This is a genomic window from Butyrivibrio sp. XB500-5 (genome assembly GCF_003625505.1).
Classification (GTDB): domain Bacteria; phylum Bacillota; class Clostridia; order Lachnospirales; family Lachnospiraceae; genus Butyrivibrio.
Genome location: NZ_RAIS01000008.1, coordinates 1 through 13,643 on the forward strand (window position 1 = coordinate 1; position 13,643 = coordinate 13,643).

Annotated in this window: 16 protein-coding genes; 3 read left to right on the forward strand and 13 right to left on the reverse strand. The window is 45.1% G+C overall.

The window, feature by feature from the left end:
- Positions 1-82 precede the first annotated feature (82 nt).
- On the reverse strand, positions 83-391 hold the full coding sequence (locus D6856_RS13260; RefSeq protein WP_120687296.1) for a hypothetical protein: 309 nt from the start codon (positions 389-391) through the stop codon (positions 83-85).
- A 152-nt stretch (positions 392-543) separates the two neighbouring features.
- Between D6856_RS13260 and D6856_RS13265 the strand changes: the two genes are divergently transcribed.
- Complete coding sequence (locus tag D6856_RS13265) at positions 544-2,304, forward strand: hypothetical protein (RefSeq protein ID WP_120687297.1); 1,761 nt, start codon at positions 544-546, stop codon at positions 2,302-2,304.
- Between the two features lie 109 nt (positions 2,305-2,413).
- Here D6856_RS13265 and D6856_RS13270 read toward each other — a convergent pair whose 3' ends face one another.
- The 5 genes from D6856_RS13270 to D6856_RS13290 all read right to left on the reverse strand — a co-directional run bounded on the left by D6856_RS13270 (position 2,414) and on the right by D6856_RS13290 (position 5,403).
- Positions 2,414-3,142: a MerR family transcriptional regulator gene (locus D6856_RS13270; RefSeq protein ID WP_120687298.1), complete on the reverse strand. Its 729-nt coding sequence runs from the start codon at positions 3,140-3,142 to the stop codon at positions 2,414-2,416.
- Positions 3,143-3,257: 115 nt separating this feature from the next.
- Positions 3,258-3,701: a GNAT family N-acetyltransferase gene (locus D6856_RS13275; RefSeq protein WP_120687299.1), complete on the reverse strand. Its 444-nt coding sequence runs from the start codon at positions 3,699-3,701 to the stop codon at positions 3,258-3,260.
- A 78-nt stretch (positions 3,702-3,779) separates the two neighbouring features.
- Positions 3,780-4,232, reverse strand: a complete 453-nt coding sequence (locus D6856_RS13280) for a PaaI family thioesterase (protein WP_120658074.1) — start codon at positions 4,230-4,232, stop codon at positions 3,780-3,782.
- A 24-nt stretch (positions 4,233-4,256) separates the two neighbouring features.
- Positions 4,257-4,598, reverse strand: coding sequence for an arsenate reductase family protein (locus D6856_RS13285; protein WP_120687300.1), 342 nt, complete (start codon positions 4,596-4,598; stop codon positions 4,257-4,259).
- A gap of 37 nt (positions 4,599-4,635) precedes the next feature.
- Positions 4,636-5,403: a nucleoside phosphorylase gene (locus D6856_RS13290; RefSeq protein WP_120687301.1), complete on the reverse strand. Its 768-nt coding sequence runs from the start codon at positions 5,401-5,403 to the stop codon at positions 4,636-4,638.
- Positions 5,404-5,857: 454 nt separating this feature from the next.
- Here D6856_RS13290 and D6856_RS13295 point away from each other — a divergent pair, with 454 nt between their 5' ends.
- Complete coding sequence (locus D6856_RS13295) at positions 5,858-7,903, forward strand: methyl-accepting chemotaxis protein (RefSeq protein WP_120687302.1); 2,046 nt, start codon at positions 5,858-5,860, stop codon at positions 7,901-7,903.
- Here D6856_RS13295 and D6856_RS13300 read toward each other — a convergent pair.
- The 7 genes from D6856_RS13300 to D6856_RS13330 form a co-directional block, all read right to left on the reverse strand.
- Positions 7,893-8,573, reverse strand: coding sequence for a CatA-like O-acetyltransferase (locus D6856_RS13300; protein ID WP_158588951.1), 681 nt, complete (start codon positions 8,571-8,573; stop codon positions 7,893-7,895). The genes D6856_RS13295 and D6856_RS13300 overlap by 11 nt on opposite strands.
- 10 nt (positions 8,574-8,583) lie before the next feature.
- Positions 8,584-9,351 carry a ZIP family metal transporter gene (locus tag D6856_RS13305; RefSeq protein WP_120658060.1) on the reverse strand — a complete coding sequence of 256 codons (768 nt, stop codon included), beginning with the start codon at positions 9,349-9,351 and terminating at the stop codon, positions 8,584-8,586.
- Between the two features lie 109 nt (positions 9,352-9,460).
- Positions 9,461-10,060 carry an MptD family putative ECF transporter S component gene (locus D6856_RS13310; RefSeq protein WP_120687304.1) on the reverse strand — a complete coding sequence of 200 codons (600 nt, stop codon included), beginning with the start codon at positions 10,058-10,060 and terminating at the stop codon, positions 9,461-9,463.
- On the reverse strand, positions 10,057-11,490 hold the full coding sequence (locus tag D6856_RS13315) for an ABC transporter ATP-binding protein (RefSeq protein WP_120687305.1): 1,434 nt from the start codon (positions 11,488-11,490) through the stop codon (positions 10,057-10,059). The genes D6856_RS13310 and D6856_RS13315 overlap by 4 nt, the downstream gene beginning before the upstream one ends.
- Positions 11,475-12,152, reverse strand: a complete 678-nt coding sequence (locus tag D6856_RS13320; protein WP_120687306.1) for an energy-coupling factor transporter transmembrane component T — start codon at positions 12,150-12,152, stop codon at positions 11,475-11,477. Before D6856_RS13320 ends, D6856_RS13315 begins: the two co-directional genes overlap by 16 nt.
- Before the next feature lie 38 nt (positions 12,153-12,190).
- Positions 12,191-12,424: a Fur family transcriptional regulator gene (locus D6856_RS13325; protein ID WP_092248090.1), complete on the reverse strand. Its 234-nt coding sequence runs from the start codon at positions 12,422-12,424 to the stop codon at positions 12,191-12,193.
- 10 nt (positions 12,425-12,434) lie between these two features.
- Positions 12,435-12,986 (reverse strand): DUF3793 family protein, encoded by a 552-nt coding sequence (locus D6856_RS13330; RefSeq protein WP_158588952.1) that lies wholly within the window; start codon positions 12,984-12,986, stop codon positions 12,435-12,437.
- A 220-nt stretch (positions 12,987-13,206) separates the two neighbouring features.
- Between D6856_RS13330 and D6856_RS13335 the strand changes: the two genes are divergently transcribed.
- Positions 13,207-13,638: a flavodoxin gene (locus D6856_RS13335; protein WP_092248084.1), complete on the forward strand. Its 432-nt coding sequence runs from the start codon at positions 13,207-13,209 to the stop codon at positions 13,636-13,638.
- Positions 13,639-13,643: the final 5 nt, after the last annotated feature.

Genomic DNA, 13,643 nt, shown 5'->3' on the forward strand with positions numbered 1-13,643 from the left:
TCTTGATGATATCATTGTATTTCTCTATCTTTTCCTCGAGCTCATGTATCTCTCGCTCCATCTCTCCTATACTGCTCTTTTTTTATTCCCCATTTTTTTCATTATCAACTTTTACACTGTCGGCTACTGCCTTATCTGTCGCCAATATACTGTCCCTTAGCTCAAAAAGCGCCGCCAGGAGTGCTTCCGTAGTCTGCTTCTTGTAAAGCTCTTCGGTCGCATAAACACTCTCAAGTATTGGCTTCATCTTCTTGCCGACGTCCGTGTTATTCCAAGCTTTTACGCTTTCAAGCGGCTTTGCCGATAAATTGCAGGAAGCCGCAGTATTCTTTATCTCATTAACGATCCCTGTGTATCTGAAGGTATCGATATGTAATTCGTTCTCTGACATTTTTCTCTACTCTTTCCTTTTGTGTGCATGTAACAATGTAGTAATAATTTTAACATTTCTCCGAATGTGTTTCAATCTAAAACCGCATATTTTCCATTGAATTTTCACTCTTATATGTTATTATGTTGTTAACGCTTACAGGAGGGGCTATTATGAAAACAAAATTTCTTTTACCAATTATAGCGGCAACGCTTATTATGTCAGGCTGTAGTTCGGTTGAGTTATCCGACAGCAGTTCCAATTCTAATATTGAATCAAATAACGATAGCAGTGATGCTCAGACAAAAGAAAACGCGCAGGGCGAGGCTTCCGATGGCGACTCGGACAAAAAAGAGGCCGAAAGCAGCGAGCCCGGTGAAGCGCTTTCAGACGATGAGCTTTCCAAATTCACGGATCTTTTTAACACAAGTGAATATAACGCCTTCTTGGAAGATGGTTTTAATTCTCCCGAAGAGATAGATTGGGAGAAGGTTATTAAACTCGGTGCCGGAATAAGTTCCGAGGATTGCAGCGAAGAAGAAATAAATGACTATTTGAAGGCCACTGATCGCAGTTCGCTCACTGAATACGAGAAGCTCCGTGTTATAAAGAAATCAGATCTTGCAGATTTTATCAAAAGGCATACCGGCAAGGATCTGATGCCGGGTAATGATGATATCGATTGGGAGTATATCGAAAAGAACGACTCTTTTTACAGAGCAATTTGGGACAGCGATGTTCGCCATAACGGTTATGAGTGCATATCGGGTGAAAAAGCCGGTGATAAGTACACTCTTCGTCTTAAGGTAAGTCAGGAAAAAAGTGTGAATATTGAAACCACTTCATATTACGGAAGCGACGCCGACAGAATTGTGAAATTCACCAAATCGGGCGATGACCTTGTCTTTGAGTCCAACGAGATTCAGTGGGACGATTACTGTGTTCCGGAGCAGACCTTTGATGTGGAGCTTCCGCAATATGATTCTCCCGTTCACTTTGTAACCTATTACGAGGACAAGGAACAGGCAGAAATGGTCATGGTAAAAGACGGAAAGTATATCAGCAGATTTGTACCGATTTTTACAGCCGAAAACAACAGTGTAGTTAAAACAAAAACCATAGATGCTGTCGGTTTCTTTGATATTGATGCAGACGGAAATAATGACATAGCAATTATCGGAGACTCTGATCATGGTAAAAGACTCTTCATAGAGCTTGCCACACCGGATGAAGACGAAGCCTTTACTTATTTTGCCGATTTCGGAGAAAGAGAGATCAAAGAAATGGGCGGAGATCTGACTATCAGCGGAGCAAAGAAGGCACTTCTTAATAATGACAAGAACGATAAATACGAAAGCTACAAGGAAGCCTACGCTCAGGTTGCAAAGATATACAAATGTGCTTACGATAATCCATCTTTTGACCTTTCACGTGTAGCTTTTGACCTTATATATGTTGACGGTGATGATATTCCCGAGTTGGTTGTCGGCCTCCCCGGTTACTGGGTTTCTCTTTATACCTTCAAGGACGGTCACACCTCTTGTCTCATGAATCAGTGGGGCTACGGTGCGATGGGCAATGCCGGTTACCTCTATGCAAAAAAGGGCAATGTTATCTATAACGGGAACGCCGATTACGCCGGCGCGCTCTATTACAACACCTACATGTCCATACACGATGACGGCAAACTTGCCACAGACTATTGGACACTGGACTATAACTTTAATGATATCGACGGTAACGGCGTACCTTCGGAAGAAGAGCTTGCTTCATCAGACGATTATGAAACCAAAACCGAGTACCACAGTGAGATTGACGCAAACATGTCCGAAGCTGAGATCAAAAAGGCAATCGCCAAAGACGATTCCTTAAAGTTTGAAGATATCGCCGGAGACAAAGATTATGATACGATCATGGCTCAGCTGGGAAAATAAACCGGGAATAACTGATAAATTAACGCTTAGACTGAAAATCGGGAGGGATAGCATTTGCTATCCTCTCCCGGTTTTTCTTTTACCAAAGTTGCCGTAGGGCTATTCTCATTTAGTTGCCGCAGTATATCTGTATTGCTTTGGAAGCAAACTCTGCGGTTCCGGCGCCGCCTGCATTCTCGATGTTGTCGGTTACTTCGCCGCCTGATACGTACCACTTGCCAAGGCCGGACAGGATCTCTTTTGTGCAAGTGTACATGTTCTCAGTGATGAAGTCCTGTAGCTTCTTGGCCAAAGCCTGCGCTTCTTTTGACGAAGGCTCTTTTTCCTTGATGGAACCGAACTCCTCAAAGATCTTCATCAGCTCGCCCATGAGGTTTTTCTCATCTTCCTTGGTGCGATTCTTGCTCTTTTCCTCAAACTCTTTATATGCGGGAGTCTTGCCCCACTGCTCTTTCGCCATTCTTGAATATTCTTCGATCTTGCTCGAATCAAATGCTGTAAAACTCAATTTCTTCACTCCTCTCTTTTTTAGGTCGCGGCACATGTTGAGCAGATTATCGATGTGCTCTTTCTTAAGTTCCAAGAGCTTAATCTGCTGATCCAGTGCCTTTTTCTTGTCAAAATCAGATCTGCTTACTATTTCCTTTATATCTTTTAGCGGAAATTCCAGCTCACGAAACAGCAAGATCTGGTGCAATCTCTCCAGCGCCGTATCGTCATACAGCCTGTAGCCGGCTTCCGTATACTCTGTTGGCCTAAGAAGCCCGATCTTGTCGTAATACTGCAGTGTGCGTATACTCACACCCGCCAGTTTACTCACCTCATTTACTGTTTTCATCGCCGTACCTCCTTCACGTGTAATTAAAGCGTAAACTATTACGTTACGTCGTAGTCAAGCAAAAATTTTACCCATATCGGAATTTTTTATTTTGCCGATATGGGCGGATTTATCGTCATGTAAATTCAAGTTCCATCGTCACGTGCGGGATTCCGTCTTCCATGAAGATGTCGGACACGACTTCGAAGCCCTCTTTTGCGTAGTAGCCGATGGCGTACTCCTGCGCATGAAGAGTTATCTTTTTCGCATCGAGCCTGTCTCTTGCAACTTCCACACCTGCATGCAGGATCTCTCCTCCGATTCCCTTGCCGTGCTCAAGCGTCGCCACTCTTCCGATCTGCGCTACGCCTGCTGCCTCGTCATTCCAAAAGACTCTGAGGCACCCTGCCACACGTCCTTTTTCATTCAGGCAAAAGACATGGATTGCGTCTTGATCTTTATCGTCAAGATCTTGATACAGGCACTCCTGCTCGGTTACGAAGATCTCGAATCTGGTTTTTAATATCTCGTAGAGCTCGGTGGTGGTGAGCTCGGAAAAATGCTTGATGATCATTTCCATGGTATGTGTGTCCTCGTGTTGTATACCGGTCGCGCGGCTATCACGCCCCGACGCGCTTTAGGCAGCTTCGCTCGCCACCTAGAATTTCAGATTATCTCCCAGCACCGGAACTTTGCTCGCAAAGAACGAGAACTCTCCGCTGTCCAGGAGATTTCCGTTATCGTCGGTAACTCTTATATCAAATACCAGGATGTGCTTACCTGTCTTGAGTTTCATGCACTCGCAGTAAATGTACTCCGTGTTTACCGCGGGGAGCAAGAAATTCAGGTTCGCGGAAACCGTCGTTACATAGTATCCGCTCATACTTCCGGTCGCACCCGCCATCGCATCAACAAATGACAGCAGCGCTCCGCCGTGGATACTTCCGTACGTGTTGTGAAGCCTCGTGTCAGCCTTGATCCTCGCCTTGCTGTACGTCGCGCTGAGCTCCAGCACCTCAAAGCCTATAAATTTGTTGTATTCATTAGCGTATAATTCAGGGATTATCTTCTCCCTCATCGCATTTTCTTTTTCCGTTCGTGTCGGTCGCATTGCGGTTCTCCTTAGTTACTATTTTTACTCCCACTTCTTCCAAACATCGGGCTGATAGCCGAGTGTCGCCTGCTTGCCGTTACGGACAACGGGTGTCTTGATTATCTGCTGATTTTCAAGGAGCTTCTCAAGCTTGTCCTCGTCGGCAATATACTGCATGAGCGCGACGGTATCTTTGTCTTTTGCGTCGGGATTTATCATATTCATGATGCCACCGTTTGCACTTGCGACTGAAGTGAGTTCACCCTTGCTCATTCCTTTTTCTTTCATGTCTATAAATTGAAATTTGATGCCGCGCTCCTTAAAGAATCGCTCGGCTTTCTTGGTGTCGTTGCATTTTTTCGTTCCGAATATTTGTATGTTCATACTCTTTTCCTCAATTCTTATTATTCTGTAGTCGCGATTACTTGTAACTTCTTAGAACGTCCAGCCCCAGTAAAAGAGCTTTCTCATGCGAATCGAATCCGAAATCTCTGGAGTCGTACTCATGCACATTCGCAAGTGAATCCGCGGTAAAAAGAAATTGTCCGAACTTGGCGCCTCTTTTCCTGCAGCAGGCAGCGAGTGCTGAGCACTCCATCTCAACCACGGAGCAGCCTTCTTCCAAACGGTATTTCACCATATCTTTTGTCTCTCTGAAAAATCCATCGGTTGTCCAAGTCGTGCATGTCACGAAAGGAAGCTTGTGTTCTTTGAAGCAGTTCTCGATCACGGCCACCGGCTCTTCATCGAGCTCGATGTACCTTGAAGCCGGCAAGTACTGATAAGACGTGCCTTCTGCTCTTAGCGCTTTTGTCGGAACGAGAAAAGCGTTCTCGGGAATGTCCGCAAGCACTCCGCACGAGCCGACTGCTATCACTTTCTTGCATCCACACGTCACCAGAAAATCAAGCAGCGAAGTCGCCGCCGGCGCGCCTATCGTCGGCTGAACCAGGCATATGTCCTCACCTTTTTCATGCAAAATATAAACATTCACGTTGTGCGAAACCGTGATGTATTCTTCAGCGATCTCCGCACCATGCTCCTTGGCGTATTTATCAACCACCTCTCCGAGGAACGCAAAAAGACACTTCTCCGGAAGCTTCAGTTCTTCGCTTCCGTGATTTGGTGTGATCACTTCCTTGGAGTGGTCGTCATATTCAAGTATCGGTATCTCATTTTTTATGATCATGCTGTAGGCTCTCCTTAAGCGTTTGTTCTATTATAACCTCTTCCCCTGCAGGCGCAAAGGGCAATGTGGCTGATTTACACCGTTTTCCGATGCGTTGGACACGCGGTGGCGGCTTCTGGGCCATTTTGCGTGTACGCTTCCGAATCGTCCGGCACGCAAATGAACGCTCGACATCGATTCGCGTGCACGCCGCCGGATTCCCCTACACGCATAAATCCACACAATCTCAATCCGCGTGTTCGCCCGCCTCCCCCGCTCATATATTTCCTATTAAATATTGATTAAAAGTTCATAAACACACGCTATTTAGTTTGCTTTCGGTGTAAAATTTAATATGAGCCCTCTCGCAGGGGCAAGCTCTTTTTCCCGAGAAAAAGAGACACGATAACAGTTCTTCCAATTTCATAAAAGCAATTCAGTCCATTTTTCTATCCAGTTCTTCACGGAGGTGTTTATGGCGGCGAAATCTAATGTTGGTAAGCAAAAAAAGCGCAGTGATATTAGTTTTAAAGACAGCATAAAGACCAGACTTGTAGCGATAATGCTCATTGTAGTTATCGTTCCTCTTGCACTTGCGGTGCTTGTAAGCTATAAGACCGCGACAGGCAAAGCAAAGACAGATGCTTTGGATCTTCTCAATTCAGATTCCAAACTTGTTGAAAGTAAATTTGAAACACTCATACATCAGAACCTCGTTGCGCTCCAGACGTGCGCGTCGGCGCAGAGCACGATCGACTATGTTAAGACATGGGATCAGGAAGGTGCCGAGGAAAAGAGGGAGATTATCCTTCGTCAGATGGATGAGATCAATTCCAACATCAATGACGGAAACAAGAATGCGATTCTTTCGATCCCCAGCGGCGATCAGCTTATAAGAACCGACCGCAAGGATTCGACAAATATCTCGGACAGAGCTTATTTCCAGGAATGCTGGGCAACCAAGAGCGTTGCGGTTTCCGAGATCGTTATAAGTAAAGCTGCGGGAAACAGAATCGCCATTATCATCGTTCCCGTCTTCGACTCCTCAAACGGCGAGATGATCGGAACCTTGCAGCGAAGCTTTGACCTTAGCGTCCTTCACGGCTTCCTTGCAGATAACGTTAAAAACGGATACATCACCGACAAAGCAGGTACAGTCGCAGCTCACTCTCAGTTCGAGATTACTCCCGAGGATGAGCCTATCGTTCACTCTGAAGAAGAATACATGACTTCGACCGCTATGAACGGCATGTTCGAGAGCATGATAGACGGAAAGCTCACCTACACGGCATGGGTAAAAGAGCCTGTTACAGGCTTCGTTGTAGCTGTTTCCGAAACCAATTACGAGATCATGTCTTCGGCAACACGTTCCGCACTCACTGTTGTTATTCTTGGACTCATCCTGCTTGCCATCGCTGTAGTGATCTCATTCTTCATAGCTAAGAGCTTTACAGAGCCCATCGCAGCCGTAAACGAATCCCTCGGCGCACTTGCCGACGGAAGATTTGTTAAGGTTGATAAATTTGATAAAAGAAAAGACGAATTCGGTGCCATTTCCAAGGCGACCAATTCTGTTATAGGAACTCTGAGTGATATTGTAAGCCATATAAAAGAATCCGCTATCGGCGTAGGAAAGTCATCCGATGAGCTTTCCGATATGGCCAACCAGATCGCACAGACCGCGGAAGACGTATCGAACGCAGTTCAGGAGATCGCATCCGGTGCCACACAGCAGGCTGACGAGATCCAGAGCGCAACAGAAAACGTAAGTAAGATCGGCGACGCTGTCGGAAACGTTCAGACATCTACGGACGATCTGTCGGGACTTGCCGGCAAGATGAAAGAAGCTTCTGAGGTTTCAAGTAAATCGCTTACACTCCTCAAAGATTCTTCCGTTGAGATGACTGCCAAGATCGACGACATTGCCAATACAATTCAGGCTACTCAGGAAGCTGTTGACAATATCAGTGAAAAAGTTGAAGGAATCACTTCCATTGCAACTCAGACCAACCTCCTTTCTCTTAACGCTTCCATCGAGGCAGCGAGAGCCGGTGAAGCAGGAAAAGGATTTGCGGTTGTTGCTGAAGAGATTGGTAAACTTGCCGACGATTCCAAGGCTATGGCTGATGATATCATGAAAGAGATGAGTACGCTTCTCGAACAGAGTAAAGCCGCTGTTGCAGCAGCCGAAGACGTTAAAAACGGCAATAATGAGCAGCAGATAGCTATCGGCGAGACTCTCGAAGCCGTAAACGGAATGCTTGATGATATAGGAAGCACCGTAGGCGGTGTTCAGCTTATATCAGAGGGCGCTGACACATGCGCCACATCCAAGAATGCCGTTGTTGATACAATGAGCGCTCTTTCGGCGATATCCGAAGAAAATGCCGCTTCTTCGGAAGAAACCGGCGCTTCCATGCAGGAGCTCTCGGCTACGGTCACAACTCTTGCAACCTCAGCCGACGGCCTGAAAGATATCGCTATACAGCTCAATGAAGAAATGAAATTCTTTAAATCATAACAGGGAACTGCATCTTAGCCAGTTCCTCATCAAGATTGGAATAGAACTTGGATATATGAAGCCCGTCTATAAGGGCATGGTTTACAAAGACAACGACAGGGATCGTTGTCTTTGTTTTTTCTACAATGTTGCCGCCTTCCATCGCAAGATACTTCTCGGATTTATATTTGCCCCAGACAACGTTGGGAACCGAGAAATCAGAGCTGGGATAAGGCATGGTTCCGCCTGTGAAATCCTGCCACGGAACAACTGAAGTATAAAGATGACTCTCAGACTCGCCCTCTTCTTCAAGATGCTCGTCGCTAAGAGCTTTTTCCTGTTTAACCTTGGCTTCCGCAAGATAATCCTCAAGCGGCTGATCCGTATTAACAAGACAATACCTGTAGGTTTCATCGGGAAGCGCAACCGTATATGACGGGTTGCAATAATCATATTCGATTATGCCGTCGCCCTTTATTCTCTGGCGAAACTCAGGAACTGCATTGGCAGCCCTGCTTACCGCATATTGAAAGCAAAGAAAAAGAGGATACTTAGCCTTTTTAAGTCTTACGATCCAATCGGATATATCTACCTGCACCGTCATTGTAACGAACGGATAGACCATGCTCCTAAAGTGGTCAAAATGCTCTTTTCTTGCATATTTTGTCATATCAATAGTCTTGTAATTCATAATATCTCCTTTATCCAAGTCCAACATCGAGCGCCATCATCACTATAAATCCTATCGCAAAACACACCGTTCCGATGTTGGAGTGTTCGCCTTCCGACATCTCGGGAATAAGCTCCTCGACTACGACATAGATCATCGCGCCTGCCGCAAAGCTCAAAAGATACGGCATCGTCGGGATAAGTAATGACGAAGCTGCGATGATAAGAAGCGCTCCGATCGGTTCAACAATTCCGGAAAGTACGCCGTACAAAAAGGTTCTTCCCTTCGGAACTCCCTCTCCCAAAAGCGGCATTGATACAATCGCTCCCTCAGGAAAGTTCTGGATGGCTATACCGAGTGCAAGCGCCAGCGCCCCTGTAAAAGTTATCGCGCTATTTCCGCTCATCCATCCGGCGCATACAATACCAACCGCCATTCCTTCGGGAATATTATGAAGTGTAACGGCAAGCACGAGCTTGGTTGTTCTCTTAAGTCCGCTCTTTGGGCCTTCCTCCAATTTATCCAGATGCATATGCGGAATAACTATATCAAGCACCAAAAGAAACAGCATGCCCACGCCAAAGCCTATACAGACCGGTATGAAACCAAGCCTTCCCATGTCCGCAGTCTGATCGAGCGCAGGAAGAATAAGGCTGAAAAAAGAAGCCGCAACCATCACCCCCGATGCAAATCCCGTAAGTGCTCGCTGCATCTTTTCCCCGATAGCTTTTTTAAAAAGAAATACCGTCGCCGCTCCGAGCGCAGTTCCCAAAAAAGGAATCAAAATAATCTGCCACATATATTTTTCACCTCACAAAAAAATGGTGGAAAGCTTTCGCCTCCCACCATATTTTATCATATCTAAAATGGACCGTTAACTCCCATCAAGTGGGACCGTTCCGTGCCTATCACGCTGCCTGAGCTTCCTTCTTCTCAAAGTGCTTTCTGAGAATAAGGTGTCCCAAATAGATTCCTGCAAAAGAAAGAGCAAATACGAGAATTGTTGCTAAGATTCCCATCACTCCCGTTGTTGCAGCGATCATCTCGTCCATACGCTCGGGTGTCTGACCTCTTGCGATCCAATCAGCCTTGTAGCTCTCCATAAAGAAGATTGAAGGAATGATTGCTCCCAAAGCCTGTCCGATATGGAAGATTCCGGATGCAATTGCAACCTTCCAAACGGCCGGTTTGCTTTCTCTTGAAGCGATCCAGTCAGCTATAAGCGCACCAATTATTGAAGTGATGATCCAAGGAATATAGCCTGCGCCCATAATGCTAAAGAGAATCATTACGATTGCCTGCATAAGAGTATACTGGAAAAATTTACCGATCTTACGACTGATAAAATAAAAAACAACCCCCGTAAAGAACCCGCATAATCCGGGACTGATAGCATGACCGAAAGGTCCGAAGACCATGCTCACGCTGCTTCCCACCATGTAGGCAACAAAGTAGATCGCCGTCAAAAGCGCCACCATTACCACATCCTTAATTTTCAACATTTTCATACGTTTTTATCCTCCTGCATTTCTTTAAAAATGTTATTTAAATCAGATAAGCCGTGCTCATCCAAAATAAAATCTTTTTCAATCACTCCGTCCTTGAGATATACAATCCTGTTCGCTATATGCCTGATGAATTCGTAGTCGTGCGATATCACAAGAACCCCCGCTTTGTCACGCAGCCTGTTTATCTCCTTTGAGACATTTAGCATCGAGTAAACATCAAGTCCGCTCGTAGGCTCATCAAAGATGATCAGGTCTCTGTCGCAGAGCATCGCCATTCCAATCTGAAGTCTCTGCTTCTGTCCGCCGCTTAAGTCAAACGGATGCTTGTACTTATACTTGGATAAACCAAGATACTCAAGACAATGATCTATCGCCGCGGAATCATTTTTAACAAGCTCAAGCTCGTTTTTTACAGACGTTCCAAACAGCTGATAATCGGGATCCTGCATGATAAAAAAAGGAAGCCCCTTCGTGTCGACTTTTCCGCTGTCGGGTTTGATGCTTCCGCAGAGCGCCTTTGCAATAGTGGTCTTTCCCGCGCCGTTGTCTCCGACAATAACGGTTATCTCGCCCTTATTGAGCTTAAGATTGACGTCATTCAAAATATCTTTGTACTTCACGTTTTCGAGACTTGCGACCACTTCCCCCGCATTTTCTTTTTCTCTAAAAGGAATATCAATAGAGAAAAGATCAAAGCTGCGAGTGTTGTAATCGCCGTTTTTGAATTCATCTTCGCTGTTGCAAAGATGTAGCTTTCCTTCGTCCATGAAAAGAACTTTGTCGATCATTCCGCCCAGATAGTAGAATCTGTGATCGGCGACAATTATCGTATAGCCTTTATCGCGAAGTCTTTTTAATATGCGTCCGAGCTTCATGGCGTTGCCGTAATCAAGGTTCGCACTCGGTTCATCAAACAAAAGAACCTTTTGCTTCATCGTGACCGCGGATGCCAGCGCAATGAGCTGACGCTCTCCGCTTGAAAGAGAAAAGATATTTCTGTCCATTAACTCATCGAGCCCGAATGTCTTTTTCAGACTCTCAAGTCTCTCCTGCATTTCCTCTTTGGTAAAGCCGTAGTTCTCCATCGGGAAAACAAGCTCGGCCGTCGTGTTATCGGTAAAAAACTGAGAGCGCGGATTCTGGAATACCGAACCTATCATCTGGTTGAGGCGATACATCTTAAGATCCGAATACTTCTCTCCTTCAATTGACAAAAGACCTTTCAGCTCGCCTTCGGTAACCGCCGGAATAAGGCCGTTTAGGCACTTAAGAAGCGTTGATTTTCCGCTTCCGCTGTTTCCGGTTAAAAGAACTATCTCTCCTTCGTCTATCTCAAAATTAACATCGCTTATGCCTTCGCTTGATTCCTCGTAGCTAAAGCATAAATTATCAGCTTTTATCACATTTTCTTTTTTTACATTTGTTTCCATACAAAGCCTCCGACAAGTCCCACAACAAATACAACAAGAACCGTCGCATCCGCAAAGGTGAATTTTTCTTCAAAGTAAGACGATCTTCTCAAAGGCGCATCTATTCCTTTTACAAGACCCGCGGCCGTTACTTCTTCCGCCAATGCTGCGCATCTAAAGAGTTGCGGAACGATAAAATACTGGAAGCTTTTAACAGGTTTTTTCCAGGTAAATCCGATTCCTCTAAGTCTCATCGATTCCGTGATGTATGAGAATTCTCTTTTAAATGTGGGAATATACTTGATGGTAATAGTCACCGCCACCACCAGAACTCTTGGAACATGCATGGTCTCAAGCGCAGAAAGAAGCTGCGCGGAATTGTATTTGCTCACCAGGATTGATGCAAGTGCGATACACGGAATGCACTGAACGACCACTATGATAAATAATCCGATGTATTGAAAGTCGCCCATATGCATGGTCAGTGTATAGGTCCCCATCATAAGGGCGTATACAAGCCAAAATCCTAATAATCTCTTATATCTTCCCATCATGACCATAAGTACGGATGCAAATATCAGCAAAAACAATTGAAGGTATCTTCCGCTGATAAACATATACATGGTCGGTGCGATGATATTGACTAATATAAGAACAATGGGATTAATATTTATTGCTTTCATTTTTTCATAACTTCCTCACTCTAAATGAATACCGCTGCTCAGTGCAGCTTGATCATATCGATCCTTTCGATGATCCCCAGATCCTCCAAAGTCTTGATCATGCGATAGACCGTAGCCGTTCCGATCGATCTGTCTTTGGACTTAACGATGCAGCATATGTCCTTGCAGGATGCTCCGTCATTTTCCGCAATTACATCTGCCATAATCTCTCTTTGTTTGGTAACTCTGAATCCTCGTTCTCTCAGAACGCCAATTATCTGCTTTTTACTCATATGTCCCCTTTCAACCCGCAACAGTAAGTTGCTCCAATGAAGCGCCGTTTTCGTGTGCCATGCTGTAAATCTCCGTTACCCTTTTGTACCTGTCAAACGTTGCAAGCGCCGAATCCTTATCAGCGTAGACCTTCCAAAAGCCTGTGTACTGCACGCCTTTTCTGGAATCGTTCATGAATCCCACAACGTCTTTTACGGGATATCCAAGGAAAAGACCTATCTCATGAGGGAATTTCGAATCTTTCCTAAGATGCTTGGAAAGCTCCGCCACGCAAAGATCCGAATTGTTATATGAATATCCTTTTTCTTTCAGGACTTTGCAGACCTCTTTGTCGGAAAAATCTCTTTTTAAAAAAGATGGTCTGTAAAGATATATAAGTACATGTCCGTTCCAGTACTTGATCGGGATCATGCGAAGGCCCTTGTCTGCGAGCCTAATATTAAATCCTCTGACTTCATGATTGAATAATTCTATGTCGTCACAATCAACAGTAAAAAGATTGCCTGTCTTGATTCCTGCCAAAGTCGGAGAGCATAACTTTATAAGCACTTGGTCTCCCACTGCAATTCCTCCCGTTTTAATGAATGCGGCAGCGTTAGCATACGCTAACCGGCATCCAAAAATATAACCCGCTTTACATCGGGCCATGATCACTCTGATAATCTTTTATGATAATAATTATCAGCTATCTGTATTGATTATTATGTTAGCATTTGCTAACTTATTTTTCAAGGGGATAACCTCTATTTTTTACTTAATTTCTAAGAAAGGACATAATAAGATGAGTAAAGTAAAAGTAATCTTTTGGACAGGAAGCGGAAATACTCAGGCAATGGCTGATGCTGTAGCAAACGGAATCAATGCTGCAGGCGGTGAGGCTGAGGTTCTTACATTTGACGCTATCAGCGTAGCAGACGCAGCAAAGGAGTCTGTTATCGCATTCGGATGCCCCGCTATGGGCGCTGAAGTTCTTGAGGAAGGAACAGTTGAGCCTTTCATGGCTGAGTACGAAGGTTTCGCAAGCGGCAAGAAGATCGCTCTCTTTGGTTCATACGGCTGGGGCGACGGTCAGTGGATGCGCGATTGGCAGGACAGACTTACAGCTGCAGGCGCTACAATAATCGGCGGTGAGGGCCTTATCGTAAACAGCGCTCCCGACGAAGACGGAATATCTAAGTGTGAAGATCTCGGAAGACAGCTCGCACAGGCATAAAGTAA

Excerpts from the sequence above, each read along its gene's own strand:
- D6856_RS13285 (WP_120687300.1), bottom strand. The coding sequence starts at position 4,598 with ATGAACATACAAATATTCGGAACGAAAAAATGCAACGACACCAAGAAA.
- D6856_RS13265 (WP_120687297.1), top strand. The coding sequence starts at position 544 with ATGAAAACAAAATTTCTTTTACCAATTATAGCGGCAACGCTTATTATG.
- D6856_RS13335 (WP_092248084.1), top strand. The coding sequence starts at position 13,207 with ATGAGTAAAGTAAAAGTAATCTTTTGGACAGGAAGCGGAAATACTCAG.
- D6856_RS13310 (WP_120687304.1), bottom strand. The coding sequence starts at position 10,060 with ATGAAAATGTTGAAAATTAAGGATGTGGTAATGGTGGCGCTTTTGACG.
- D6856_RS13290 (WP_120687301.1), bottom strand. The coding sequence starts at position 5,403 with ATGATCATAAAAAATGAGATACCGATACTTGAATATGACGACCACTCC.
- D6856_RS13315 (WP_120687305.1), bottom strand. The coding sequence starts at position 11,490 with ATGGAAACAAATGTAAAAAAAGAAAATGTGATAAAAGCTGATAATTTA.
- D6856_RS13295 (WP_120687302.1), top strand. The coding sequence starts at position 5,858 with ATGGCGGCGAAATCTAATGTTGGTAAGCAAAAAAAGCGCAGTGATATT.
- D6856_RS13270 (WP_120687298.1), bottom strand. The coding sequence starts at position 3,142 with ATGAAAACAGTAAATGAGGTGAGTAAACTGGCGGGTGTGAGTATACGC.
- D6856_RS13325 (WP_092248090.1), bottom strand. The coding sequence starts at position 12,424 with ATGAGTAAAAAGCAGATAATTGGCGTTCTGAGAGAACGAGGATTCAGA.
- D6856_RS13280 (WP_120658074.1), bottom strand. The coding sequence starts at position 4,232 with ATGCGACCGACACGAACGGAAAAAGAAAATGCGATGAGGGAGAAGATA.
- D6856_RS13260 (WP_120687296.1), bottom strand. The coding sequence starts at position 391 with ATGTCAGAGAACGAATTACATATCGATACCTTCAGATACACAGGGATC.
- D6856_RS13300 (WP_158588951.1), bottom strand. The coding sequence starts at position 8,573 with ATGAATTACAAGACTATTGATATGACAAAATATGCAAGAAAAGAGCAT.
- D6856_RS13305 (WP_120658060.1), bottom strand. The coding sequence starts at position 9,351 with ATGTGGCAGATTATTTTGATTCCTTTTTTGGGAACTGCGCTCGGAGCG.
- D6856_RS13275 (WP_120687299.1), bottom strand. The coding sequence starts at position 3,701 with ATGGAAATGATCATCAAGCATTTTTCCGAGCTCACCACCACCGAGCTC.
- D6856_RS13320 (WP_120687306.1), bottom strand. The coding sequence starts at position 12,152 with ATGAAAGCAATAAATATTAATCCCATTGTTCTTATATTAGTCAATATC.